The organism is Crocosphaera chwakensis CCY0110 (assembly GCF_000169335.1).
Classification (GTDB): Bacteria; Cyanobacteriota; Cyanobacteriia; order Cyanobacteriales; family Microcystaceae; genus Crocosphaera; species Crocosphaera chwakensis.
In genome coordinates this window covers 1-23,781 of record NZ_AAXW01000068.1, presented here as the reverse complement: position 1 = coordinate 23,781, position 23,781 = coordinate 1, and the positions used below count along the sequence as shown (strand labels likewise).

Genomic DNA, 23,781 nt, shown 5'->3' with positions numbered 1-23,781 from the left:
AACCCCCAATTCATGTTGATGAAACACCCTGGCCAGTGAAGGGAGTCAAAGAATGGTTGTGGGTATTTACCAATCAACTTTTCTGCCTGTTTCGGGCTGCTGATACTAGGGGGCGTAAGGAATTAGAAGATCAGTTAGGCCATGAATATGGTGGTGTTTTAAGTAGTGATGATTTGGGAGTTTACAATGGTTATACTGTTGTTGCTCAACAGAAATGTTTGGCACATTTACGCCGTCACTTTCAGCGATTAATAAAAACTCCAGGTCAATATAACAAAACCATCGGTCAAACTTTTCTCAAATTAATTGATGAAGCTTTCCGTCATTATCGTATTTGGCAAAACGATAAGAATAGGCATGGTTATCAAGTTTGGGCAAGACAATTCAAAGATAAGATAAAGATAGCCACAGAAGAATGGAAGCCTAAAGCCGGTTATGAAGCCGGAAAACTTTTGCGAAACCTTCGGCAAAAGGCAGAGCAATGGTGGTATTTTCTGGAGCATCCAGAGATCCCCCCTGATAATAATCTTGCTGAAAGATCCTTAAGATTAGCCATCACGAAACGGAAAGTTAGTGGGGGTTCAAGAAGCATGGAACGATTTAAACAAACAGCTAACTTATTGACGGTTATTCAAACTTGTCGTCGTCAAGAACGTTCGGTGATTGATTTTTTCGAGAAGTCATTAATAGCCAAAGTCGGTCATCCGAATTGTTTGTTTCCTTCCCTAATTCCTAACTTCTAGACCTGAATCCTTACGCAAGATGTGAGTTTAAGGAAAACGCTCGCCTTTTTGATTAAAATTAAATCGACCTAACCCTAAATATAAACCTTGGGCATTTTTCCCAGCCGGATAAGCAGTAATCGCAAATTGATAATCCCCACTAAGTTCTGGGTTACTTTTAGGTTTCATAGCAATAGTAAAAGTTTTTCCTGGAGGAATTGGGGGATCAAAAATCACCGCAATGGTATTATTATCCAGATTTCTTTTAACCCTAGCAATGTTTAAATGACCATCTCTATTAACCGGTCTTCCCTCAAAAGCAATCGTATCATTTAAATAAAAATAAATCGTTTCTAATCCTTGAGTTTGTTGAAGGGTCAATTGTTGCAGAGATTCTCCTACATCAGTCGGTAAGTGAACAGTAAAGTAATAAGTTGCCCCTTCGACACGAATCCGACTTAATGTCGTCACTGCATCAAGCAAACGGGGAGATTTATTAAATAGAGTAAAATTATTACCTATATTTAGGGCTAACAGAGGAGAACTTAGAAAAAAAGTGCTACTTATAATCCCAAAGATTGTTTTGAACATTGGACGAATCATTAATTTTTGAAAAACAAAAACCTAGGTTAACCTAGGTTTCCATTGTACTGATTATTTTTTCATCTTTTTTGATGATTTTCCTCTATCTAACTCTCATCTGCGTTTGGCTAGGGAAATTTGAAGTTAGGATTTCTGTACTTAGAAGGTTTTGCGAACAGCGGCCGCTTCATCGGGATGAATACCCAAACGAGTTAAATTGAGACGGCCTTTGTTGTCGATTTCACGAACTTTAACCACGACTTCATCCCCGACGGCGACTTCTTCTTCTACCTTACCGACACGCCTTTCGGCCAACTGGGAAATATGAATCATCCCTTCTTTCCCTGGTAAGACTTCAACAAAAGCCCCAATAGGAATAATACGGGTAACACGACCTAAATAAACTTCTCCTTCATTGAGTTTACGAGTCATGTTAAAAATGAGGTCGCGGGCCCGTTCTGCTTTCTTAGCTTGAATCGCAGCAATGGTAACCGTTCCATCATCAGCAATATCAATTTTTGAACCCGTTTGTTCAGTGATGCTCTTGATGGTTTTACCCCCAGGACCAATAACTAAGCCAATTTGTTCGGGGTCAATTTTCATGGTCAACAGACGCGGGGCAAAAGGAGAGAGTTCTGGACGCGGTTGATCAATCGCACCCAGCATTTTCTCAAGAATATGTAAACGGGCTGGTAAAGCTTGTTCAATAGCTTTAGCTACTACATCCATTGACAGTCCCGTAATTTTCATATCCATTTGTAAAGCAGTGATACCGGCATCGGTTCCTGCCACTTTAAAGTCCATATCCCCTAAAAAGTCTTCAATTCCTTGAATATCGGTAAGGATACGAACCTCTTTCCCTTCTCGAATGAGTCCCATCGCTGCCCCACTCACTGGTTTAGTAATGGGAACGCCAGCATCCATTAAAGCCAAAGTAGACCCACAGACTGATCCCATCGAAGTCGAACCGTTAGAGGAAACCACTTCTGAAACCACCCGAACCACATAAGGAAACTCATCTTGAGGCGGTAAAACAGGAGTAATCGCCCGTTCTGCTAAAGCCCCGTGACCGATTTCTCGGCGGCCTGGGGAACGAAGGGGTTTTGTTTCTCCCACAGAAAAAGGCGGAAAATTATAATGATGAAGATAGCGTTTTTCGTCTTCAGGATGGAGATCATCCCCTAAGTCTTGAGCATCCCCTGGAGTCCCTAACGTAGCCAAAGAAAAGACTTGGGTAAGTCCTCTGGTAAATAGTGCGCTACCGTGTACCCTTGGGGGTAACAATCCCACACGACAGGAAATCGGACGCACTTCGTCGAGTTTACGGCCATCTACCCGAATGCCCTCATCAACGATTTGCGATCGCATTAACTTTTTAGTTAACCCTTTATAGACTTTACCCACCGCTTTAGGATCTTCGGTGGTGGTAACTTTGATGGGGTCTTCTTCTGGCAGTTCAGCGATCACCTCCTCAATGGCAGTTTCCTTAATATTATCAAGGGCGGTATCCCGTTCTGCTTTACCGAGATCGTACTGAACCAGAACCTTTTTAATGGAGTCAGCAGCGCGATCGCTGATAAATTTTTCTAAGGCTTCATCAACGCCTGGGGGTTCAGCCTTGACTAATTTCATACCCAACTCTTCCATGATGTCGTATTGGGCCCCGATTAAATCTCTAACCGCTTCATAGCCAAAGTCAATGGCCTCGATAATGTCTTGTTCAGGGAGTTGATTAGCCCCTGCTTCGACCATAACCACACCATCAGGACTTCCTGCTACCACGAGATCGAGATCCCCACTTTCGACTTCTCGATAGGTGGGATTAATAATAAAGTCATCACCAATTAAACCCACTCTCACCGCGGCCATTGGCCCATAAAAAGGAATTTGTGCCTGAATTACAGCGATCGAAGCCCCTGTCACCGCTAAAACGTCCGGGGGAACTTCTTCATCCATTGATAGGGTTGTCGCAATAATCTGGATTTCATCACGCCACCAATTCGGAAATAAAGGACGTAAGGGACGGTCAATTAAACGACTAATGAGGATTGCCCGTTCTGGGGGACGGCCTTCCCGTCTTAAAAAGCCCCCTGGGATACGCCCCGCAGCATAAAGTCTCTCTTCATAATCTACGGTCAAGGGTAAAAAGTCGATGCCCTCTCTTCCTTTCGATGTTGTTGCTGTCACCAAAACTGCCGTATCTCCAGACTGAATCAAGACTGCCCCGCCAGCTTGGGGGGCTAACAATCCTAGCTTTAGCCTAATATCCCGTCCGTCGAAGGATATTGACTTGTCAAACTCTTGCATGTAGCGTTCGTTCCTTTTCTTTTATCACGTTTCTCTTTCTGTCGCAATCCTAACATTTTTAAGGAACTTGACGCGATGGTTTGACCCATGTAACTCTAGTTACTTAACCTTTTTTCCATTCCCTTTACACTGTGGGTGAGGCAAGTTAGCTGCGTGGAACCCACGCGACAGGAGTTTAAAACAGTTATGGATCGTAACGCTTTAAAAAATCAAGCAAACGTTGTTATCATTGGTGGGGGCTTCGGAGGCTTGTATACTGCTCAAGACCTCAAAAATGCCTCTGTACAGGTAACGCTCGTTGATAAACGCAATTTTCACTTATTTCAACCTTTACTTTATCAAGTAGCCACAGGAGTGCTTTCTCCGGCTGATATTTCTTCTCCTTTACGATTGGTTTTACGTCAACATAAAAATACTAAAGTTCTTTTAGATCATGCGATCGATCTTGATCCTGAGAAAAAAGAGGTTATCCTTGATAATCATGAACCCATTCCCTACGACATCTTAGTATTAGCCACAGGGGTTTCTCATCACTATTTTGGCAATGATCATTGGGAACCTCTTGCACCCGGTTTAAAGACCATTGAGGATGCCATTGAAATTCGTCGCCGTATTTTTATGGCCTTTGAAGCAGCCGAAAAAGAAACTGACCCCGTTAAGCGTCAAGCTTGGTTAACTTTTGTTATTGTTGGCGGTGGCCCGACAGGAGTGGAAATGGCCGGGGCGATCGCAGAAATTGCTCATGGTGCGTTAGCTGGAGATTTTCGCAGCGTTGATCCCAAAGAAGCTAAAATTCTCCTCATTGAAGGATTAGATCGAGTTTTGCCTCCTTATCCCCCTGAATTATCTGCCAAAGCAGCAGATGATTTACGTCATTTAGGGGTCACAGTACAAACCCAGTCGATGGTTACAGATATCAACGACCATGTGGTAACGGTTCGTCAAGGGGAACAAATTAAACAAATTACCTCTCGCACCATTTTATGGGCTGCTGGCGTGAAAGCGTCGAGAATGGGTAAGGTATTAGCTGAACGCACAGGGGTAGCATTAGACCGTGCTGGACGGGTTGTGGTGGAACCTGATCTTAGTATTCCAGGGTATTCTGATATTTTTGTTATCGGTGATTTAGCTAATTTTCCCCACCAAGGAGAACGGCCTTTGCCTGGAATCGCACCAGTGGCGATGCAGCAGGCCGCTTATGTTGCTAAATTAATTAAAAAACGTCTTCAAGGAGAGTCTTTGCCTTCATTTGTTTATGATGATTATGGCAATATGGCGGTCATTGGTCAAAATAAAGCAGTGGTTAATTTAGGGTTTGCGAAATTCTCAGGGTTCTTGGCTTGGTTTATTTGGGTTTGGGCTCACATTTACTATCTCATCGAATTTGATAACAAATTGGTGGTTATGATTCAATGGGGTTGGAATTACTTTACCCGTGGTCGTGGGGCCCGTTTAATTACTGGAGTAGGGGAAGGAAAACGCAAGGTTAAACCTCAAGAAATGCCTCAAGAATCAACAGAAACACCAACTCCTATTACTCGCTAAAATAGTAGGGTGGGCAATGCCTACCCTTATTGGGTAGCTTTATTGAAGGAGTGAAAATTAATCTAAGTTGATAGCATTTGCTCATTACCTGATAGTTATAAGCGTGTCATCTTCAAAGAAAAATGCGATCGCATTTTTAACCTGATAGTAGACTTTGCCATCACCCACAGAAAATGGCTGTAAGTTAAGATAAACTAATTCTAAGACCCCATAATAGGATTAATTTCTATGGGTTAATTATTGTCTTCAAAATCTATTGACACAGACCATGATTATGCACCCTCAATTAGAGAAAGCATTAGAACAACGTCAAGCTATCAAAATCATTAGTGGTTTGACGAATTTTGATCAAAGTAATGTTTCAGCGATCGCTAAAGCAGCCCAAGCAGGAGGGGCAACTTTTGTTGACATCGCTGCTTCCCCTAGTTTAGTCCGTTATATTCGTTCCTTAATTGATTTACCCATTTGTGTTTCTGCCGTTGAAGCCCAGTTATTAGCTGATGCTGTTGAAGCCGGGGCAGATTTAGTAGAAATTGGTAATTTTGATGCGTTTTATTCCCAAGGACGACGATTTGAGGCTCCAGAAGTCCTAGCGTTAACCCAACAAACTCGTGCATTACTCCCTAATACTCCCCTTTGTGTGACGGTTCCTCATATCCTCCCCTTAGATGAACAAGTCGCTTTAGCAGAGGCATTAGTTGAGGCAGGAGCTAATCTTATTCAAACTGAAGGCGGAACCAGCAGTCGTCCGACTCACCCAGGAACCCTAGGTTTAATTGAAAAAGCAGCCCCCACATTAGCTGCAGCCCATAGTATTTCTCGTGCTGTATCTGTTCCTGTCATCTGTGCTTCTGGTTTATCTACTGTCACGGCTCCAATGGCCATTACGGCCGGTGCATCAGGGATTGGTGTGGGTTCAGCCATTAACCAACTGAATGATCAAGTGGCTATGGTGGCGGCCGTTCGTTCCCTTGTGGAAGCTCTACAACAAAGCGTGATTAAGGTTAACGTTTAACGCTTATTTATTGTTGATCAATTTTCTCCTGATTCTTCATCAGGAGATGATAGTAAAGCTGCTGATTGTTGATCGAGTAATAAAGTCGCATTGGAGTGTTTTCTTAAAATAGAGGAGGGACACTGGGTCGAAATTTCTTCTTGTAGCATTTGTTTAACAATTTCTGCCTTGTTTTCTCCCGGAGCTAAACAGATTATTTTTTTCGCTGATAAGATAGTAGGAATGGTCACAGTTAAGGCATATTTTGGCACTTGATCAAAGTTCTTAAAATGCCCTTGACTAACTTGTATCCAACGAGTTTGTTGATCTAATTTGACAATTTTTACCCAGTGGGGGTCGTCAAAATTCGCCACTTGTGGTTCATTAAACGCTAAATGTCCATTTACTCCAACCCCTAAACAACACAAATCAATGGGGTATTTTTTGAGTAATTGTGTATAGCGATCGCATTCTTGGATAGGTTCTAAAGCATCACCAATTAAGTAATTAAATGATTTAGGATTAATGCGTTTTTCTACTCTTTCATGGAGATAAAAACGAAAACTAGCTGAGTTTTTTCCTTCAATTCCTAAATATTCGTCTAAATGTAATAAATTAATTCTTGACCAATCAATTTTGTGAGAGGCAATTAAAATATCGAGAAATTTTAATTGGGAGTTTCCTGTGGCTAATACAATGGTTACTTCAGCTTGATTGTCTAGAAGCTTTTCGATATATTCTTGACCAATTTTAGCAGCCCCAGTGGATAGTTTTTCTTCATTTTCATAGATTTGGGCAGCTAAAGAATCAATAGTCAAAACTTGATAGGATTTCATCTTAATTTTAAAACACAACTAATAACTGATAATAAATTTATTGATAATTGTTAACCCCTATTAGCTCAATCAATTGGTTTCTATTACACTTGAGGATTAATCTTTTTTTCAGGCATATCTGGAGCCATCTTCGCTTTTTTGAGAGAATAACCTTGTCTTTCTAAATGTTGAACAAATTGATCGGAATTCTGAGAAGAATTTTTGAGTTGCTTAGGTTGATCTTTTCTTTCTTTCTTTAATTTAGCTTTACGTCCCATTGGCTTAATTTCCTCTTCAAATATATCTCTTTAATATTACTATATTAAGGTTTTTACCGATCAGTAAAGTAATATCACTTAACAGTCAGAAAAAATTAATTTTCTTATCGATTAATCATTAAAAGCATATAAATCTTTTTCCTTTCCCAAGGCAAAACTCAAAGAAGTTTTCAAGTTGTAATTGGATTGACTAATAAACAAGAAGAAAGCAACTAAAGCGAGGCTACTATTAAGCGTAAAAATAGCTTGATAACTTAAATTACTCCCTAAGCTTCCTACCACTGGACCGGCTAAAGCGATCCCCATATCAAAACCCCCTAAACAAACAGAGTAAACGCGACCTCTTTCGTAAGCAGAAGAACGATCAGAAATTAAAGCAATAATCATAGGAAGTAAAGTTCCTGCACCAATCCCTTCTAAGATACCAGCGAATAATATTTGTTGGCTATTTGTAGCTTGAGTGAGTAGGAGCATCGAAACAAAATAACAGAGAAGACTAACCGTTATTAACGGGCCGCGACCATAACGATCAGAAGCAGGACCAGCAAAAATACGAGAAGAAAAACTGCCAATAGCTGCTACCGTATAAAACAAACCTGCACCCAGTCCTAAATTTGTTTCTTGTAAAAATAGTGGTAAAAAAGTAATTAAACTACCAAATAATAAACCAATCATCAACAAAATTAAAGCAGGAATCACTAGAGAATGACTTCTAACCATCTGTTGAAAATTACGTATTTTTCCTTTCGCTTCAGAGGTCTTTTTATGATGAATTTGGGAAGTTTCTTCAATAAAATTGACTAAAATTAATCCTAAAAAACCAAAACTAGCAGAAGTAATAAACAGAGCAGTATATCCTGAAAATTCTTGTAAAAAACCCCCTAAAGCAGGGCCGATACTCATACCAATGGGAGTCACTAAACTCATGTAACCGATCAATTCCCCCCGTTTTTGTATGGGCGCAAAATCCACAACTAAAGCACTATAAGCCGTAGTAAAAGCAGCAATACTAATACCATGAATAGCGCGAACAACGATTAAAGGAAAAACCGATTGAATTAATAAGTAACCAAGGGGAGCAAGTCCAGCCACAAAAATACCAATACAAAGGACTAATTTTCGGCTTTTTGTATCCGCTAAATAACCTAACAAAGTGCGAGAACAAAGCAAACCAATAGCAAAACTACCCATGACTAAACCGATTTGGGAGCGGGTTCCGCCAAGATATTTAATATAAGTAGGTAAAGTGGGTAAGAGCGTCGTAATACTAATCCAAAAGAATAACCCTATTCCTAACAAAAACCCTAAACTGCGTCTTTGTTCTGGTTTAAGATTGTCATAAGTGTCTAAAATACTCACAGAGGCTGTCCAAGGTTTAATATATGGTGTTTTGTTAACTATTATAAAGCAAGGAATTTTTGGCTATTGGAAAATAAGGCACACCCAGAAAAAAAATAACTCTAAACCCCGAACCCTTAACTTAAGGGAAAAAAGAATGATATGAATCATCTCTCTCCTAACTCCCTGCATTGGATCTGCTTGCTGGTGGTAAAAAAAGCAAAAAAGTCTTACAGTAATTGAAGCATTTTTTGTCGAATCCACAACCACTATGGAAGACCTTTGGTTTCAACCCTTCATTTGGACAGATTATAGATTAGCCGTTTTATTTACAGTTATTCTCCCTTTGCTCTTGACGATTTGGGCATTGACGAAGCAAGTTGATGCGATCGGACGTTTATTAATCATTTATTGGCGAGTTGCCAGTTTATTGTTGATTACCGTTTATTTATTAGCTCCTGGTTGGGTTGGAGAAAACACTCCTTTTGAGGCATTGTGCGCGCAAATAGGCTTCATTACTGCTTTAGCTTCTCGTATACTCATTCCTGTTGCTTTATGGTTTTGGGTGGATTTGAATGATGAAATTAAAGATTTACCGGGGAGTTTCTTAAAGTTGATGGTAACCTCATGGCGTTGGGCTGTCACAGTTTACTGTAGCATTGGAGCGATCGTACAAGTTCCTTTTCTTTCCTGTGCTATGTCCCGAAGCACCCTAGAGACTCCTTTTTGTCAAGCTTGGATACAAGCACCTGTGGGTTATTGGTCTATTATTCACGGAGATGCGACTCCCGGTTTTATGGGATTTATGGGTTTACTGGGATTATCAATTTATGTTCTTTATCTTGCTTATTTCTTATTTATCCGTCTCGGAAAACAAGGACGATCAGCCTTAGAGCATTAAGTTACCAGAGGTAATCTAGTTTATATTTCTTTGGGTAGAGTGAATCAAGATTATCTCTTGTTTGGATAGTAACTAGAAGTAAAACCAGAGGAAATAATTTCTTATGAGTACTCAAGATAGAGTCGAAGCAACCAAAAGCAACATCGAAGGGAAAGCCCAAGAAATGATGGGAGAAGTCACAGGCGATCCTCAAGATAAAGCTGAAGGTAAAGCTAAACAACAAAAAGCAGAAGTTCAACATACTGTCGAAGATGCGAAAGATAACGTAAAACAAGCTATCGACTAATTTTTGCTGATTAAAAAAGCCGAAAGTGGGAATTATTTTAATATTCCTGCTTTTTTGTCGAGTTAATGAAGGAGTTTCAAATTAACAGATATAAATAACCTGATTTCGGTGTTAGAAATTCAGAGTCCAGATATAAAATTTAATTAATTTTTCTCCAATAACTTCCTTAGACTTTCAGATTATGCTCAACTTAGAATAAATATTAAGAAAAAGTGTTGATCAAACAAAATTATCATATAGAATAGAAACAACAACAACCAATACTTGAATATAAGTTATTAAGCTTGTTCTATAAAACCTGATCTGTTAACAGGGAAATATAAAATAACCGATTCCTTATGGCTTTTACTCACCCATTTGGCTGACTAAGGAGCAAAATCAAGGAATTTTGAGTTGTTTAACAATTAAATGAATGGAAGCCACTTCAAAGTTTTAGTGCCAGAAATGCCACGCTTAGAAATGCCTGCCTAATTTCTTCAATGAGGATATAATATGGACCTGGCTTTTCCTTCTCACACCACCTATGATTCTAATCATCAATCCCCTTTAATACTAGGAGTTGATGATAATGAAGATAACTTGTTACTGTTAACTCACATAATGCAATGTATGGGTTGTAATTTGATCACTGCTAATAATGGAAATGATGTATTGTCACTTGTCAAAGATTATCAACCTGACTTGATTTTATTAGATATTATTTTACCAGGACTCAATGGAATTGAAGTCATTGAGCAACTCAAAGGAGACGAAGCAACTAAAAATATACCAATCATTGCCGTTACAGGGTTTGCTAATCCCGAAAAATGTAACTATCTCTTAAACATTGGTTGTCAAGGTTGTATTATCAAACCTTACCTCATTGAACAATTAGAAAGCCTAGTTTTTAAGTTGGTTAAAAAACAGCGTTCACTAATTACAGCTAAGTCTTCAGTTCATTAGGAGCTTTTCATTAAGTCTGGTGGCGATAATAGGCAAAAACTGGCTAAAGCTAATGGTTTAAAGTTAAGTAAAGATTGAAAGCTCTTATTTTGTCTATTTTCTCCCTTTTTCATTAGGCTTTAACTAGATTTTTTTTTTTGGATTGATTCGGGGTTACGAACTTTCGGAGTCTCTTCTAAAACCACGATAATGCCCATTCTTCCTGTTTCTAAGGTCACATCGCTCAGCAAATCTCTGACCTGTACTTCTAAGATATCTTCAATTAATTCTTGTAAGCGAGAACGAGTTAAATTATCTAAACTTTCGCGAACTTTTTTAGCCAGAGACGCTTCACCTTCATCGGTTAAAAACTGTTCTGTGGGAGTGACGGAGTTTTCAATAACAATAGCCAATTTTTGCTCAAATAAATGGCAAATTGTCTGACCTGGTTGATACCCTAAATTTTGGCGATAAAAAGCTTGGATACTTTGAGAAAGTTTCCTCTCTAGTTGCCCACGGGTAGGATTTTGCTCAGTTGAAGAACTATCGATATTCATAGTATTCGCTTGTTATAAATGAAAACTATTAATAATAAATCTTAAAATTAGTAAACTTAAAGATAGCATTATCTGAGAATTATATACAATTTTTAGTCAACTAAACCCGATCGCAAAGCCCGAACTGCAGCTTGAGTGCGATCATTAGCACATAGCTTATTGAGAATACTACGAACGTGAGTTTTAACCGTTCCCACCGTTACAAAAAGCCTTTCTGCAATCTGAGCATTATTGCATCCTGCGACGATTAGTTCTAACACCTCTAATTCTTTGGGAGTTAAAGAAGAGCTATTGATCATTTGCTGAGTATCTTCATCTAAAGCATCAATCTCTCTCATTTGATGGTTCTGTTCTGTTGTGTCAATATTGACCGCTAACTCAGGTAATTGACCCGATTGCACTTGCTCAAGAACAACCCTGGCCACCGTCGGTTCAATCCAAGCGTTGCCTTCATGGGTAACTTTAATAGCGTTAACCAAGGTTTCTAAATTAACATCTTTAATACTATAAGAATCAGCCCCTGCAGCAAAGGCAGCTAACACCGTATCTTTGCTGGTATTCATTGTCAGTATCAAAATTTTAGTATTTGAGAGTCCAGAGTCGTTTTTAGATTGTTTAAGACGTTGACTTAATTCAATCCCGTCAATATCGGGTAATCCAACATCAATAATCGCCACATCTGGCTGAGTTTCTTCTAAAACTTGCCAACCCTTACGACCATTAGCTGCTTCTCCGACTACTTCAATTTCGTTGATTTGTTCCAATGCTGCATGAAGACCAATACGAGTTAAGTCATGGTCTTCTATAAGTACAACCCGAATATTACTCATTGCGCCACAAATCCTCCAACCGTCAACCTTAATTGTATTAAATAATAAACAACAAAATCAAAAAGAATAAGCCCTTTACAGTTGATTTCTTAACTGCGGACTCCCAATACCGACAATTGAATAATATTATCAAACGTAAAAGTCGATATGATCTTGGATTTTCATTATAGAGCCTTTCGGGAATTAATGTACCATTTCCCACAGATAGCCAATCCACTTAATATATCATAAGGTAGAGGAGTATTGAACATAAATTCTTTCTAATAGTCGATCTATCAACCAAAATTTCTCATATAATTGTAAATAAGTAGATAAGATAGCAGTTAATTTATAGAGTTTAGTTTGTTACTGACAAAGACTTCATCAAAAACAAAGCAATTATCACCAATAGTTGACACAGGAAACTGTGTGCAATTCTCTAAAATGGAACAAGCTCTTAAAGTTTTAATTATTGATAATGACCAGGGGAATCGTCTGGCGATCCAGCGATCGCTTGAACCCATTGTTCCGTCATTAGAATTAACTGAAGTCAAAAGTCGAAGAAAAGCTATTTCTCTACTCAAACGAAACTCATTTAACTGTGTCTTTTTGGGTTATCTTTTATCTGATACGACTGGAGTCAGTCTCCTCAAAGAACTACAAGAAATGGGTATTGAAATCCCTTTAATTGTTCTAACTCCTTCAGAAAACAGAAGAATCGCTCAGGAATTTATGAAGTCAGGGGCATGGGACTACATTGTTGAATCGATGATCTCTCCTGATGTTCTCCTAAAAACCCTCAAAAATTCTATGCGTATCCATAAAGCAGAAAAAGAATTAAATTCAATTAATCAACAGTTACGAGAAAATAACGAAGTTCTTAAACAAAAAAACGAAGAATTAAAACAGCAACAAAAACAAATTCATTTAAAAAATCTACAACTTCAAGAAGCATCTCGTCGTCAATCTCAATTTTTAGCAACTATTTCCCATGAATTACGTACCCCTATGAATGCCATTATGGGATTTTCTCAACTGTTGCTGCGTCAGTATCCTGATCCTCTGAGTTCTCAACAAACAGATATAGTACAACGGATATTTAATAATAGTCAAAATCTTCTGACACTTATTAATGAAGTCTTAGATTATTCTAAACTGAATACCGATCAAATGGATCTCACAGTTGAAGAATTTGACCTAAGTATGTTGGTGCAATTCACCATCAAAGAATTATCTTGTTTAACTATAAATAAAGACCTTACTTTAAATGTTGATGTTAATTTAAGCAACCCTTTAATTTTTAATGATAAAAATTTTTTAAGGCGGATTCTCATTAACCTTCTTTCTAATGCCATTAAATTTACGCCGACAGGTCATATTGAGGTTAAAGTGTGGGAAATGAATTCTCAAAAGATTGCCATTAGGGTTGAAGATACAGGAATAGGTATTGCTCAAGAGCATTTAAAAAGCATTTTTTCTCCTTTTCAACAAGTCGATCAAACCTTAACCCGTCAGCATTCAGGTACAGGGTTAGGCTTAGCGATTGTACATTCTTTAATCAAAATGATGGAAGGAGAAATTCATGTAACTAGCGAACTAGGAAAGGCTCAGTTTTTATAGTTGAAATCCCACGACGTTTATCATCCAATTTATAATGAATCACTATATTTTAGTCGTTGATGATGTTCCTGATAATCTTTTTTAGTGAAGTTAGCACTAGAACAAGATGGACATGAACTGGTATTAGTTAATGATGGTTCTTCGGCTTTAGCTCAAATTGATAAATGTCCTCCCGATCTTATTTTACTTGATGTGATGATGCCAGGAATGGATGGTTATCAAGTCACCAAAAAAGTTCGTCAAAATTCTCGTTTATCTTATATTCCAATTTTATTAATTACGGCTCATGAACAATCAAATGTGGTCAAAGGGTTAGATAGTGGTGCGGATGATTTTATTCGTAAACCTGTTCAAATTGATGAACTTCAAGCTAGGGTGAGATCCTTATTAAGACTCAAACAAAGTATTGATCAGCGAGAACATTTTGTGCAGTGTTTAACCCACGATTTACGAACTCCTTTAGTCGCAGCCGATCGAATGTTACAACTTATTAAACAGGGAATTTTCGGAGAAGTTAGCCTTAAGACAGAAGAAGCTCTTAATAATATTGTTCGTAGTAATGAAAACTTACTAGACATGATCAATAAGCTATTAGATGTTCACTCTTACGAAGAAGGGCAAAAAAGCTTAAGTTGTATTACCTTTAATTTAAAAAATCTGACTGAGCAAGTAATTAAAGAACTAAATTTTTTAGCACAAGAAAAATCTTTAGAATTGCGTTGTATTTGGCAGTCTCCTCTAGAAGAAATTCACGGCGATCGCCAAGAACTAAGACGAGTATTAACCAACATCGTTAGTAATGCTATTAAGTTCACTGATACGGGTTACATTGAAGTGACAGTTTCTCTATCTACGGGAGATGAAACAAAAGATAATTGCTTAATGATTGAGATTAAAGACACAGGAATTGGCATTAGTCCTCAAGCAAAATCCAAGATATTCAAACGATTTTACCATACAAATCATAAAGGCTTAGGCTATGGATTAGGACTTCATTTATGTCATCAAATTGTTCAGGGACATGGTGGTAAAATTAGCCTTGAATCTGAAGTTAATCAAGGAAGTATTTTCACCATTCACTTACCTATTTCTTAGCAGTTAAAGAGTTAAATCTTTAAAGGCTTCTTGCACGCCAGGATGAATTAAAACCCCATCTTTAACGTTGACTCCTTTTGCTAAACTGGCATCTTTTTCTAAAACCTCTAATCCTTCATTGGCCAATTTCAAAACATAGGGTAAGGTACTATTATTTAAAGCCTGTGTCGCTGTCCAAGGAACAGCCCCAGGCATATTAGGAACGCCAAAATGAACCACTCCTTCCTCGACATAGGTAGGGCAACTATGGGAAGTAGTGCGTAAGGTTTCGATACATCCCCCTTGATCTACTGCCACATCTACGATCACTGAACCAGGGCGCATTTTGGAGACTAATTCCTTAGATACTAACGTTGGGGCCCGTTTTCCTGTCACTAATACGGCACCAATCAATAAATCTGCTTTAGGGACAGCTTTTTCGATACTTGAAGCATCACTGTACAATAATTCAACCCGCGAACCAAAAAGGGTCTCTAAATAGGCTAAACGTTCTACATTAATATCAAAAATTTGCACTTTAGCCCCCATTCCCACGGCGATTTTAGCTGCTTCAGTACCGACAATACCCCCACCTAAAATAACCACAGTACCAGCACAAACCCCAGGAATGCCCCCTAAAAGAACCCCACGACCCCCTTGTTGTTTTTCAAGATATCGCGCCCCAAACTGCACAGATAAGCGACCTGCAATGATACTCATGGGGGTTAATAAAGGTAGTCTTTTGTCAGGAAGTTCAACGGTTTCGTAAGCGATCGCGGTTATCTTCGATGAGATTAATGCTTTTGTTAATTCCTTATCTGCTGCTAAATGGAGATAGGTAAACAGCATTTTAGGGATTTTAAGATAGTCATATTCTTGCTTGAGAGGTTCTTTTACCTTTACCACTAAATCTTGTTCCCATGCTTCGGTAGCACTGGTGACAATTTTTCCTCCAGCTTGTTGATAGTCTTCATCTGTAAAACCCGATCCGGTTCCTGCTTGAGTTTCTACAGAAACTTGATGTCCTCTATCGCATAAAACCCTAACGCTGTTGGGACTTAAACCCACCCGAAACTCTTGATCTTTAATCTCTTTAGGGACACCAATTTTCATATAATTCCTCACACCTAATTATGCTTCATACTGTAGCTTACAAAAACTTTTTGAGAATTGCTAGGATTATACCTGTTTATAACTATTACACTTTAAACTATGGTTTAGTATTTCCTCCTCGCAAAAACCAACCTAAAACACCGCTAATAGTAGCAGTTATACTGATAATCACAAACTGTCTCCAATTCTTTAATTCTCCTACTTTTTCGGCTAAATCAGGAATTTTATCGATAGCAGGTTTCCAAGTTTCTAAACGAGTGTCTACCATCACTAATTGTTTATCAACTCCTATTAATTGTTCTTTTACCTCAGTTTGTACTTTTTCTATACTGGTGAGTCGGGTGTCAACGTTAGTTAGATGAGTCTCTACACTGATGAGTCGAGTGTCAACGTTAGTTAATTGAGTTTCTACACTGGTGAGTCGAGTTTCTACCCCAGTTAGCCTAGTTTCTATATTAGTCAATCGATTTTCTAAGACTTGATGATTACCGATAATCAAGTCTTTTAGTTCTTTGAGATCATTCTCTGTTACTTTTGCCATTGTCTTATTCTCAAATTAGTTGTTTATGTAAGATGTTCTCAAAATTTTTTGTTTGGGGACTATTTTTATTTTACTATCAAGTTTTTCACACGATCTTTCAAAGATTATTCTTAATTAAGAAATTGTTTTAAAGTTTCTAAAGTTTGTTCTCCGGTAGTTTGCCAACTAAATTTTTTAGCCTGTTGTAAACCGAGAGTTTTTAACTGCGATCGCATATCATCATCAGTAGCAATTTTTTCCATTGCTATTGTTATTTGTTCTATATTATAAGGGTTAATTAATAAAGCTGCTTCTCCCGCAACTTCAGGTAAAGAAGAAATATTGGAAGTAATAACAGGAGTACCACAACCCATTGCTTCAAGTACGGGAAACCCAAACCCTTCCCATAAAGAAGGAAAAACTAATGCCAATGCTTTATTTAAGATAATTGGTAACTGTTCATATTCTACATAATCAAGAATTTTTACTTGTCTTTCAATCCCTAATTCTTGTGCTTGTTCTATTAATTTAGGAGTGTAACGTTTATCCGTTGGACCAGCTAACCATAATTGATAATTTTGCTTATTTTTTAAGTTAGCAAATGCTTTTACAATACGATTAACATTTTTATGAGGATCATGACGACCTATATATAGAAAATAGGGAATGGGTGAAGCATCTTTTTTAGTCTGTGACGGTTTGAAATGTTCTTGATTATAACCGAGTAAAATAGGGGTTATTTTTTCAGTAGAAACATTATAGATATCAACAATATCTTTTGCAGTTGCTTGAGAATTACAGATAATATGTTCAGCTTGTTTAAGCACTTCAGGAATATAATATTTAAAATAAGGAGTTAACGGAGATGTTTCTTTGGGAAAGCGTAAAGGAATTAGATCATGTACCATTACCACCGAACGACATTGACTATATAAAGGGGCTTCAGGAACAGGAGAAAATAATAAATCTGCTTGTAATTGCTTATAAATTTTAGGTAGTTTGAATTGTGTCCAAAGTAAGCGGTTTAAGTGTCCTTTTGTTCCATGTTCTGGCGTTAAATTATTAGGGACTAAATAAGTATTAAAATCTTGATATTGTTGAGATGCTAATAAAGTGGGTTCTAAGGATTTTAAATAAGGAAAAACATTGTTAGCATAAACTGTTATTCCTGTTGGTTTTGATAATAATAGAGATAAATTTATTAGTAAATTTGATTGATGATTCATTATTAAGTAATAGATTGATATACATTTAATGTCTTTTCTGCTGTTTGTTGCCAAGAAAATTGCTCAGCTTGTATTTTACCTTTATTAATCATCTCTTTTCTTAGTGTAGAATTATCTACTACTTTTAACATAGTTTGTGCTAATTGATAATAGTCTGTTGGATCAATATATAAGGCTGCATCTCCTGCAACTTCGGGTAAAGAAGAAGTAGGAGAGGTAATAACGGGTGAACCTAATGTCATTGCTTCAAGTACAGGAAGTCCAAAACCCTCATAAAAAGAAGGATAGATAAAAGCCTCTGCTTGACTATACAATATAGCTACTAATTCGTCAGAAATATAGTCTAAATGCTGAATATCTTCTTTAATTTGTGATGTATTTATTGTCTCTAAAATATCTTGATAATTCCAGCCTTTTTTACCCACTAATATCAATTGGTGAGGAATTTTATAGTTTTGTTTCAAATATTCAAATGCTTGAATTAAAGTTAAAATATTTTTTCTTGGTTCTAAGGTACTAACAAACAGAAAATAAGGTTTATATAAATAATAATCAATAAAATTACGATTATCATATAGTATTTGACGAGTCAGATAATTAGGAGAATAACGACTTGCTTGAGGAGTTACATAAATAACATTAGGATCAATATTTAGCAATTTGATAATGTCTTGTTTTGTACTTTCTGAAAAAGTAATAATAGCATCTGTCCAAGATAAGCAGTGTTTAATTCTCTCTAAATAACCTTTAACAATTTTGGTTGAATATTGAGGAAACTTGATGAAAGTTAAATCATGAATCGTCATGATTTTAGACGCTTTTCTATAAGGAAAAATATAATGATCGGTTCCTTGAATAATATCAGGTTGGTCTAAATGTTTTTCAAAATAAGGTAGGATAAAAGGGGCATATTGAGCTAATAAATGAGCAACACTAACAGGAATAGGAACAGAAGAAACTTGAAGATACGGGGTTAATAGTTCTGGTGTTGATAAGCTTCGTTTTAACCAATTTTTTACAGAAGGATGAAAATAAATATCTAAGATAAAATTGTCTTCCTCTTGTCGTCGATATAATGCTTCAATTAAATTAAGGGTATAAACACCAATACCTGTTAATTTTCCTCTGACTGGAGTTGCATCAATACAAACTTTCAACATGATCCTCCATAATCATTTCTTGGTAAACTTGATTAATAATATAGGCATAATTATCAACACTATGAAATTGTTCATAATTATGCTGCATTTTCTTTATTTTATCTTGAATCATGTCGCTTTTAAGAACTTTTATAATAGTCTCAAAAACTTGTGAAGGATCTTGCCAATCAATAATTAATTCTGGTAAATTATGTTTGTTTAACTCGTAAGCCATCCATGTATCTTTAGTCACCAAAGGAGTTTTTCCTGCCATAATACACTCTGTAAAAATTCCTGATGTTCTTCCTTCATAAGCAGGAAAACTATAAGGTAATAAAATGATTTGACTCAACCCAAACCAATGATAATATTGTTCTCTGCTTAAATGATTATCAATTAATTTCAAATCAATGCCATTGTCTACAGATTGTAATTTTGTTTTTTCTGCACACACTAAGTTAATATTTTTAGTATTTTCCCCTGAATAATTGACTAAACTTTTGATAATTTTTAATCCTTTTTCTTCCCTAGGAGAACCTGGCCACCAACATAAAATGTGAGGTGAATCGAGAGCATTTATGTTACAATGATTAATATCAGTATGAGGAATAGGCATGACAATAACCGATTCTTCAAAGTAAGCTGATAAAGACTTACTCAGTAAATCACTATCTGTTAAAAGTTTAAATTTTCCTGGTTGTAATTGTTTTTTAATTAAACTATTAAGAAACTTATAAATCAAGCGAGTTTTATCTTTATGAGTATCTCTTCTATATAATAACCACACCGATAACTTATTAGTAGGAACCCATAATAAAGCAAGATATAAAGCGAATAATTGTAAATGAATAAATCTTTCTAGAAAAACAACAGATAATTCTGACTGGTTAATAACCTTATTTTGCAAATAATTACTAATACTTCGCGCTAATTTCCAGGTTCCTTGAATTCTTAAAAACTTCTCAATAATATTACCTTTTTCTTCCAAATCATGATGACTTAAACACTCATCCCATTCTGATGGTAAATTATCAACTTTATTATCGATAGGAACCGTGATTTTATGTTTCCATCCTAACTTATTGACCGCTTTATTAACTGCTTGATGATAAGGAAGAATATGACCTTCACCTTCCATTAAATTAGGAATTAAGGATACAAATATCGGTGATATTTTCTTTCCCTCATCTTGATTCATGGTTAATTCTTAACTAAGGTTTAATTAGTTTAACTGTATCCTGTAAACTATCAAAAATTTCAACTTTTTTAGTATATTCAACAATTCTTTGTAATGTTTCTTGTCCCCTTCCTGTTAAGACTAAAACAGGTTGGCATTCAGCATTAATAGCACATTCTACATCACTAGGGGCATCCCCTACAAAAAAAGATTGAGAGAGGGAAATACCATGTTTTTTAGAAGCATCGATTAACATTTTAGGAGAAGGTTTACGACACAAACAATGATCTTGAGGATGATGGGGACATAAAAAAATGTCATCGAATCTTACCCCAAACTTTCCATATTCATCAATAATATGATTGTGTACCTTTTCTACATCTTCTAATGTGTAATAACCTCTTCCTACCCCCGCTTGGTTAGTAATTAAAATTAATAAATAACCAGCATTTTGCCATTGTTTTAAAGCTTCCCCTGCACCCAGAGGAAGCTCAACCTGTTCCACTTTACTAAGATAAGGAACATATTTAATAACAACTCCATCCCTATCCAAAAATAGAGCCTTTTGGAGTTGTGTATAAGGGGTAAGAGTTGTGGTCATATTACAATTATTAGACAGCAATTTGTGCTTCTAAACCGGCTTTAGCAAATAACTGAGCTTCGACTTGTTCACAAATACGATGATAAGTGATCAAGTGAATTTCTTGAATATAAGGGGTATGATATTCTGAGACAAATAAAGGAAAATCCGTTAAATCCTTTAACATTCCCCCATTGTTACCCGCCATACCAACAGTAATTAAGCCTAAATCTTTGGCCATTTCCATTGCACGAATGACATTAGCAGACTTTCCAGAAGTAGAAATACCCCAAAGAATGTCTCCTGGTTGAGCAAATGCCTCTACTTGACGAGCAAAAACTGTCTCAAACTCGTAATCATTCGACCATGCTGTTAAGGTAGCAGGATTTGTTCCTAATGCGATCGCAGGTAACCCCTTACGATGCAGTTGAAACCTTCCGACAAACTCAGCAGCAATGTGCTGAGCATCGGCTGCGGAGCCACCGTTACCACAAATTAGCAGTTTATTCCCTGCTTCAAACTGTCTAGCCACGATACCAATGGTATGGTCTAGCGCACGACAGTATTTAGGGTTAAACGCTTCTTCTAGGCATTTTAGCCTATGTTGAATCCAATAGTTCACCGTTCCTTCCTCACATATCAGTTAATGAGCAGGGACAAGTTTTTCTTGCTCCTGCCAAAACCACTCAATTGTTTTCGTTAATCCTAATTCTAATGGAGTTAAGCTGAAATTGGGTAAAGATTGCTTAAGTTTGTCAACCACTAAGCACTTAGACTTAGCCCCCACATAACGGGAAGTGTCAAACTGAATTTTATTGAAGTCATAGCCGACAGCTTCACAAATAACTTTAGCGAAGTGACGAATAGTAAACTCCTCCCCTGCACCGATGTTAATCAAATCATTATCTACGGTTTGGGATAATTCCATCGCAATCTTAGCAAAATCTTCCACAAAGACAAGCTCTCGTGATTGATAGCCATCTCCCCATAGGATAACAGGTTCATCATACAGTTTACCGCGAATTATCTTTCGGATCAGATCGAAGATGAAGTGCATCTGGCGACCGTCGGTATGATACCCTGTCCCGTATAAGGTAGAAGGGACTAAACATAGATATTTTAAGCCATATTGCTTATTCAAGGCCAAAAGTCCTGCATAGAGCATTCTTTTGGTCATGGCATAAGTAAATAGGCTACTAATGGGCATTCCTGTTAGATAATTCTCTTCTACTAAAGTTAAGTCGGGATCATAGGCACAACTTGTTCCCATACAAATAAATTTAGCCTGGGGTTGATGTTTTTGCCACCAAGTTAACACATGAGTATTCATCTGTTGATTAATAATCCATTGTTCCCCTGGATGGTACAAACAAAAGTCTCCTGCTTGAGTCCAGGCTGCTAAATGATAAATTTGATCATAGCTAATGTCATTAAAATTGAGTAAGGAATCTGGTTGTGTCAGATCGCAATTTTTAGAGTTTAATTTGATTAAGTCATGTCCTTGGGTTTCCAGTTGAGAACATAAGTTGGTCCCCAAAAAGCCAGATGCACCGGTAACTAAGATTTTCATAGTAGTTTCCTATGAACAACATTAACGTCTGATTAACAGAAGTCAAGTAGGCATACTATAACCGTGACGTAACGTTTTGTAAAGTGTTGCTTGGGTTGGGAAAGGTTAAAACAATAAGAAAGTTGTTAAAGAAAATTTTTTCAAGAAAAGCCAACTTAATTAACAATGAGTCTTTCACAATCTATTGTGCGCTGTATAATGTTAATTGAAATTGGCTATATTTGATATCAAATCAACACGAATCAAATCTATCTAAGCAATATGACAAATAATAGAGAAATTACCGTAAACATAAAAGATTCAAAGGGAAGGTTAGAAGTTGCTTTGCCGTGGATAGGTCTCATTATAACTGCGGTTACACAAGGCTGGATTATTGTAACGAATTTATCAGTTCTTGAGTTGGAAGAAAAAGTTGAGGAAACTCAACAATTAAATAATTATCTTAATAGGATCGGTGAGATTATAATCAAGCCTAATACTGTAGAAGAGATAGATTATAGACCAACCTATTCATTGAAATCATTATTAAAAAGAACTTCTAAATTACGATTACCTTTAATAACTCGCATAATTTCTATATTATTTTGATTCAAACGATAAAAAATAATATAACTATTTAAAGGTAAACCTCGTAGATACGGGCGAATATAGCTATAACTACGACCAATTTTAGGAAATTTTACTAAATAACGACATTTTTTCTGGAACTAATTTAATAGTTTTTCTGCTGCTTCAATATTAGTTTGAGCGAGATAATCTGTAATCTCTTTAAGGTCTTGAATAGCTACTGGTGCAATAATATATTGAGTCATGATTACTCTTATTTATTCTGTTGTAAATTGTCTCTCAATTGGTTAATAGCAGTTTCTCCATCAATTCCTTCACCTTGTTCTAATTGTTGTGCGGCTATGTCAATTTTTTGCTCAATTTCTTTAATCCATTGCTCATATTCATTGCGTTTTTCTAATAAAATCAAAGCTTCTTCGAGTACATTATCTATACTTGTATATCTACCAGAGGTAATTTGTTTTTGAATGAGGTTTTCTAATTTAGAATTAAGAATAATGTTCATTGGTTGTTACTCCTTTGGTCATAGCAAGAACTTATTATGTAAATATTTTATCCTTTTTTTCTGAAAATTAGTATTATGAATATTAGAAACAAAGTTTAGGGTAAAAATCATGACACAAAGTATTACAAAATCTACCGTAAATATTGCCCCTTTAGAAAATGGTGATCGCTTAACTCGTCTAGAGTTTGAAAAGCGTTATCAGAAAATGACTCATGTTAAAAAAGCAGAATTAATAGAAGGTATTGTCTATATGGGATCTCCTCTAAGAATCAACAAACATGGTGAACCTCATGCTAATATTATGGCATGGCTTGGATTTTATAAAGCTTATACAAATGGTGTTCAAATAGGGGATAATTGTACCGTTAGATTAGATCCCGAAAATGAACCACAACCAGACGCTTTATTAAGGATAGAAAAAGGTGGACAATCAATAATTAGTGAAGATGGATATGTAGAGGGTGCGCCAGAATTAATAGTAGAAATTGCAGCAAGTACGGTATCTATCGATTTACATGATAAACTAAAAGCCTATCGTCGTAATCAAGTTCAAGAATATTTAGTTTGGCGAGTCGATGATAATGAAATTGATTGGTTTAGATTGAAAGAAGAAAAATATATTAAATTACAAGCAG

General features: G+C 36.6%; 26 protein-coding genes and 2 pseudogenes. 10 read left to right on the top strand and 18 right to left on the bottom strand.

Annotation, left to right across the window (positions count from 1 at the left end):
* Positions 1–743, top strand: a pseudogene (locus tag CY0110_RS23880) (IS66-like element ISCysp3 family transposase); the annotation flags it as partial.
* A 27-nt stretch (positions 744–770) separates the two neighbouring features.
* On the opposite strand, the gene CY0110_RS23875 reads toward CY0110_RS23880, so the two are convergent.
* Both CY0110_RS23875 and CY0110_RS23870 read right to left on the bottom strand, forming a co-directional pair.
* The gene (locus CY0110_RS23875; RefSeq protein WP_083794114.1) at positions 771–1,313 is read right to left on the bottom strand and encodes a DUF2808 domain-containing protein; all 543 of its coding nucleotides are present in this window, start codon (positions 1,311–1,313) and stop codon (positions 771–773) included.
* Positions 1,314–1,463: 150 nt separating this feature from the next.
* Positions 1,464–3,611, bottom strand: coding sequence for a polyribonucleotide nucleotidyltransferase (locus tag CY0110_RS23870; protein WP_008278169.1), 2,148 nt, complete (start codon positions 3,609–3,611; stop codon positions 1,464–1,466).
* A 186-nt stretch (positions 3,612–3,797) separates the two neighbouring features.
* Here CY0110_RS23870 and CY0110_RS23865 point away from each other — a divergent pair, with 186 nt between their 5' ends.
* Both CY0110_RS23865 and CY0110_RS23860 read left to right on the top strand, forming a co-directional pair.
* Positions 3,798–5,156, top strand: a complete 1,359-nt coding sequence (locus CY0110_RS23865) for an NAD(P)/FAD-dependent oxidoreductase (RefSeq protein ID WP_008278168.1) — start codon at positions 3,798–3,800, stop codon at positions 5,154–5,156.
* 268 nt (positions 5,157–5,424) lie between these two features.
* Entirely contained in the window at positions 5,425–6,171 is a 747-nt protein-coding gene (locus tag CY0110_RS23860) for a DUF561 domain-containing protein (RefSeq protein ID WP_008278167.1), read from the top strand.
* 17 nt (positions 6,172–6,188) lie between these two features.
* Here CY0110_RS23860 and CY0110_RS23855 read toward each other — a convergent pair whose 3' ends face one another.
* From CY0110_RS23855 to CY0110_RS23845, 3 genes are all read right to left on the bottom strand, one after another.
* Positions 6,189–6,986 (bottom strand): glucosamine-6-phosphate deaminase, encoded by a 798-nt coding sequence (locus CY0110_RS23855; protein WP_008278166.1) that lies wholly within the window; start codon positions 6,984–6,986, stop codon positions 6,189–6,191.
* Between the two features lie 83 nt (positions 6,987–7,069).
* Positions 7,070–7,243: a hypothetical protein gene (locus CY0110_RS30565; protein WP_008278165.1), complete on the bottom strand. Its 174-nt coding sequence runs from the start codon at positions 7,241–7,243 to the stop codon at positions 7,070–7,072.
* Positions 7,244–7,354: 111 nt separating this feature from the next.
* Positions 7,355–8,602 carry an MFS transporter gene (locus tag CY0110_RS23845; RefSeq protein ID WP_008278164.1) on the bottom strand — a complete coding sequence of 416 codons (1,248 nt, stop codon included), beginning with the start codon at positions 8,600–8,602 and terminating at the stop codon, positions 7,355–7,357.
* Positions 8,603–8,852: 250 nt separating this feature from the next.
* Between CY0110_RS23845 and CY0110_RS23840 the strand changes: the two genes are divergently transcribed.
* The 3 genes from CY0110_RS23840 to CY0110_RS23830 all read left to right on the top strand — a co-directional run bounded on the left by CY0110_RS23840 (position 8,853) and on the right by CY0110_RS23830 (position 10,710).
* Positions 8,853–9,482 (top strand): DUF3177 family protein, encoded by a 630-nt coding sequence (locus CY0110_RS23840; RefSeq protein WP_008278163.1) that lies wholly within the window; start codon positions 8,853–8,855, stop codon positions 9,480–9,482.
* A gap of 103 nt (positions 9,483–9,585) precedes the next feature.
* On the top strand, positions 9,586–9,768 hold the full coding sequence (locus CY0110_RS23835; RefSeq protein ID WP_008278162.1) for a CsbD family protein: 183 nt from the start codon (positions 9,586–9,588) through the stop codon (positions 9,766–9,768).
* Positions 9,769–10,260: 492 nt separating this feature from the next.
* A complete protein-coding gene (locus tag CY0110_RS23830; RefSeq protein WP_008278161.1) occupies positions 10,261–10,710 on the top strand; it encodes a response regulator in 450 nt (149 codons plus the stop codon).
* Between the two features lie 119 nt (positions 10,711–10,829).
* Here CY0110_RS23830 and CY0110_RS23825 read toward each other — a convergent pair whose 3' ends face one another.
* Together CY0110_RS23825 and CY0110_RS23820 are read right to left on the bottom strand one after the other, a co-directional pair.
* Positions 10,830–11,246: a DUF2294 domain-containing protein gene (locus CY0110_RS23825; protein WP_008278160.1), complete on the bottom strand. Its 417-nt coding sequence runs from the start codon at positions 11,244–11,246 to the stop codon at positions 10,830–10,832.
* A gap of 92 nt (positions 11,247–11,338) precedes the next feature.
* The gene (locus CY0110_RS23820; protein ID WP_008278159.1) at positions 11,339–12,076 is read right to left on the bottom strand and encodes a response regulator transcription factor; all 738 of its coding nucleotides are present in this window, start codon (positions 12,074–12,076) and stop codon (positions 11,339–11,341) included.
* Between the two features lie 408 nt (positions 12,077–12,484).
* Between CY0110_RS23820 and CY0110_RS23815 the strand changes: the two genes are divergently transcribed.
* Entirely contained in the window at positions 12,485–13,675 is a 1,191-nt protein-coding gene (locus CY0110_RS23815; RefSeq protein WP_232285800.1) for an ATP-binding response regulator, read from the top strand.
* An 84-nt stretch (positions 13,676–13,759) separates the two neighbouring features.
* On the top strand, positions 13,760–14,770 hold the full coding sequence (locus CY0110_RS23810) for an ATP-binding response regulator (protein WP_008278157.1): 1,011 nt from the start codon (positions 13,760–13,762) through the stop codon (positions 14,768–14,770).
* A 3-nt stretch (positions 14,771–14,773) separates the two neighbouring features.
* Here CY0110_RS23810 and ald read toward each other — a convergent pair whose 3' ends face one another.
* From ald to CY0110_RS23770, 8 genes are all read right to left on the bottom strand, one after another.
* Positions 14,774–15,862: an alanine dehydrogenase gene (ald, locus tag CY0110_RS23805; protein WP_008278156.1), complete on the bottom strand. Its 1,089-nt coding sequence runs from the start codon at positions 15,860–15,862 to the stop codon at positions 14,774–14,776.
* A 97-nt stretch (positions 15,863–15,959) separates the two neighbouring features.
* Positions 15,960–16,403, bottom strand: coding sequence for a hypothetical protein (locus tag CY0110_RS23800; protein WP_008278155.1), 444 nt, complete (start codon positions 16,401–16,403; stop codon positions 15,960–15,962).
* 110 nt (positions 16,404–16,513) lie between these two features.
* Positions 16,514–17,608, bottom strand: coding sequence for a glycosyltransferase family 4 protein (locus CY0110_RS23795; protein WP_008278154.1), 1,095 nt, complete (start codon positions 17,606–17,608; stop codon positions 16,514–16,516).
* Positions 17,609–17,610: 2 nt separating this feature from the next.
* Positions 17,611–18,768 carry a glycosyltransferase family 4 protein gene (locus CY0110_RS23790; RefSeq protein ID WP_008278153.1) on the bottom strand — a complete coding sequence of 386 codons (1,158 nt, stop codon included), beginning with the start codon at positions 18,766–18,768 and terminating at the stop codon, positions 17,611–17,613.
* Positions 18,749–19,945 (bottom strand): glycosyltransferase, encoded by a 1,197-nt coding sequence (locus CY0110_RS23785; RefSeq protein ID WP_008278152.1) that lies wholly within the window; start codon positions 19,943–19,945, stop codon positions 18,749–18,751. Before CY0110_RS23785 ends, CY0110_RS23790 begins: the two co-directional genes overlap by 20 nt.
* A 13-nt stretch (positions 19,946–19,958) precedes the next feature.
* Complete coding sequence (locus tag CY0110_RS23780; protein WP_008278151.1) at positions 19,959–20,525, bottom strand: D-glycero-alpha-D-manno-heptose-1,7-bisphosphate 7-phosphatase; 567 nt, start codon at positions 20,523–20,525, stop codon at positions 19,959–19,961.
* A 10-nt stretch (positions 20,526–20,535) separates the two neighbouring features.
* Positions 20,536–21,126, bottom strand: a complete 591-nt coding sequence (gene gmhA / locus CY0110_RS23775; protein ID WP_008278150.1) for a D-sedoheptulose 7-phosphate isomerase — start codon at positions 21,124–21,126, stop codon at positions 20,536–20,538.
* A 21-nt stretch (positions 21,127–21,147) separates the two neighbouring features.
* Complete coding sequence (locus CY0110_RS23770; RefSeq protein ID WP_008278149.1) at positions 21,148–22,074, bottom strand: NAD-dependent epimerase/dehydratase family protein; 927 nt, start codon at positions 22,072–22,074, stop codon at positions 21,148–21,150.
* A 261-nt stretch (positions 22,075–22,335) separates the two neighbouring features.
* Between CY0110_RS23770 and CY0110_RS30560 the strand changes: the two genes are divergently transcribed.
* Positions 22,336–22,662 carry a hypothetical protein gene (locus tag CY0110_RS30560; protein WP_008278147.1) on the top strand — a complete coding sequence of 109 codons (327 nt, stop codon included), beginning with the start codon at positions 22,336–22,338 and terminating at the stop codon, positions 22,660–22,662.
* Positions 22,663–22,676: 14 nt separating this feature from the next.
* Here CY0110_RS30560 and CY0110_RS31175 read toward each other — a convergent pair.
* From CY0110_RS31175 to CY0110_RS23760, 3 genes and pseudogenes are all read right to left on the bottom strand, one after another.
* Positions 22,677–22,721 (bottom strand): annotated as a pseudogene (locus CY0110_RS31175) (hypothetical protein); the annotation flags it as partial.
* A gap of 60 nt (positions 22,722–22,781) precedes the next feature.
* Entirely contained in the window at positions 22,782–22,886 is a 105-nt protein-coding gene (locus tag CY0110_RS31170; protein ID WP_008278146.1) for a type II toxin-antitoxin system RelE/ParE family toxin, read from the bottom strand.
* A gap of 8 nt (positions 22,887–22,894) precedes the next feature.
* On the bottom strand, positions 22,895–23,146 hold the full coding sequence (locus CY0110_RS23760; protein WP_008278145.1) for a ribbon-helix-helix domain-containing protein: 252 nt from the start codon (positions 23,144–23,146) through the stop codon (positions 22,895–22,897).
* A gap of 109 nt (positions 23,147–23,255) precedes the next feature.
* Between CY0110_RS23760 and CY0110_RS23755 the strand changes: the two genes are divergently transcribed.
* On the top strand, positions 23,256–23,781 hold a 526-nt coding region (locus tag CY0110_RS23755; protein ID WP_008278144.1), incomplete at its 3' end, for a Uma2 family endonuclease.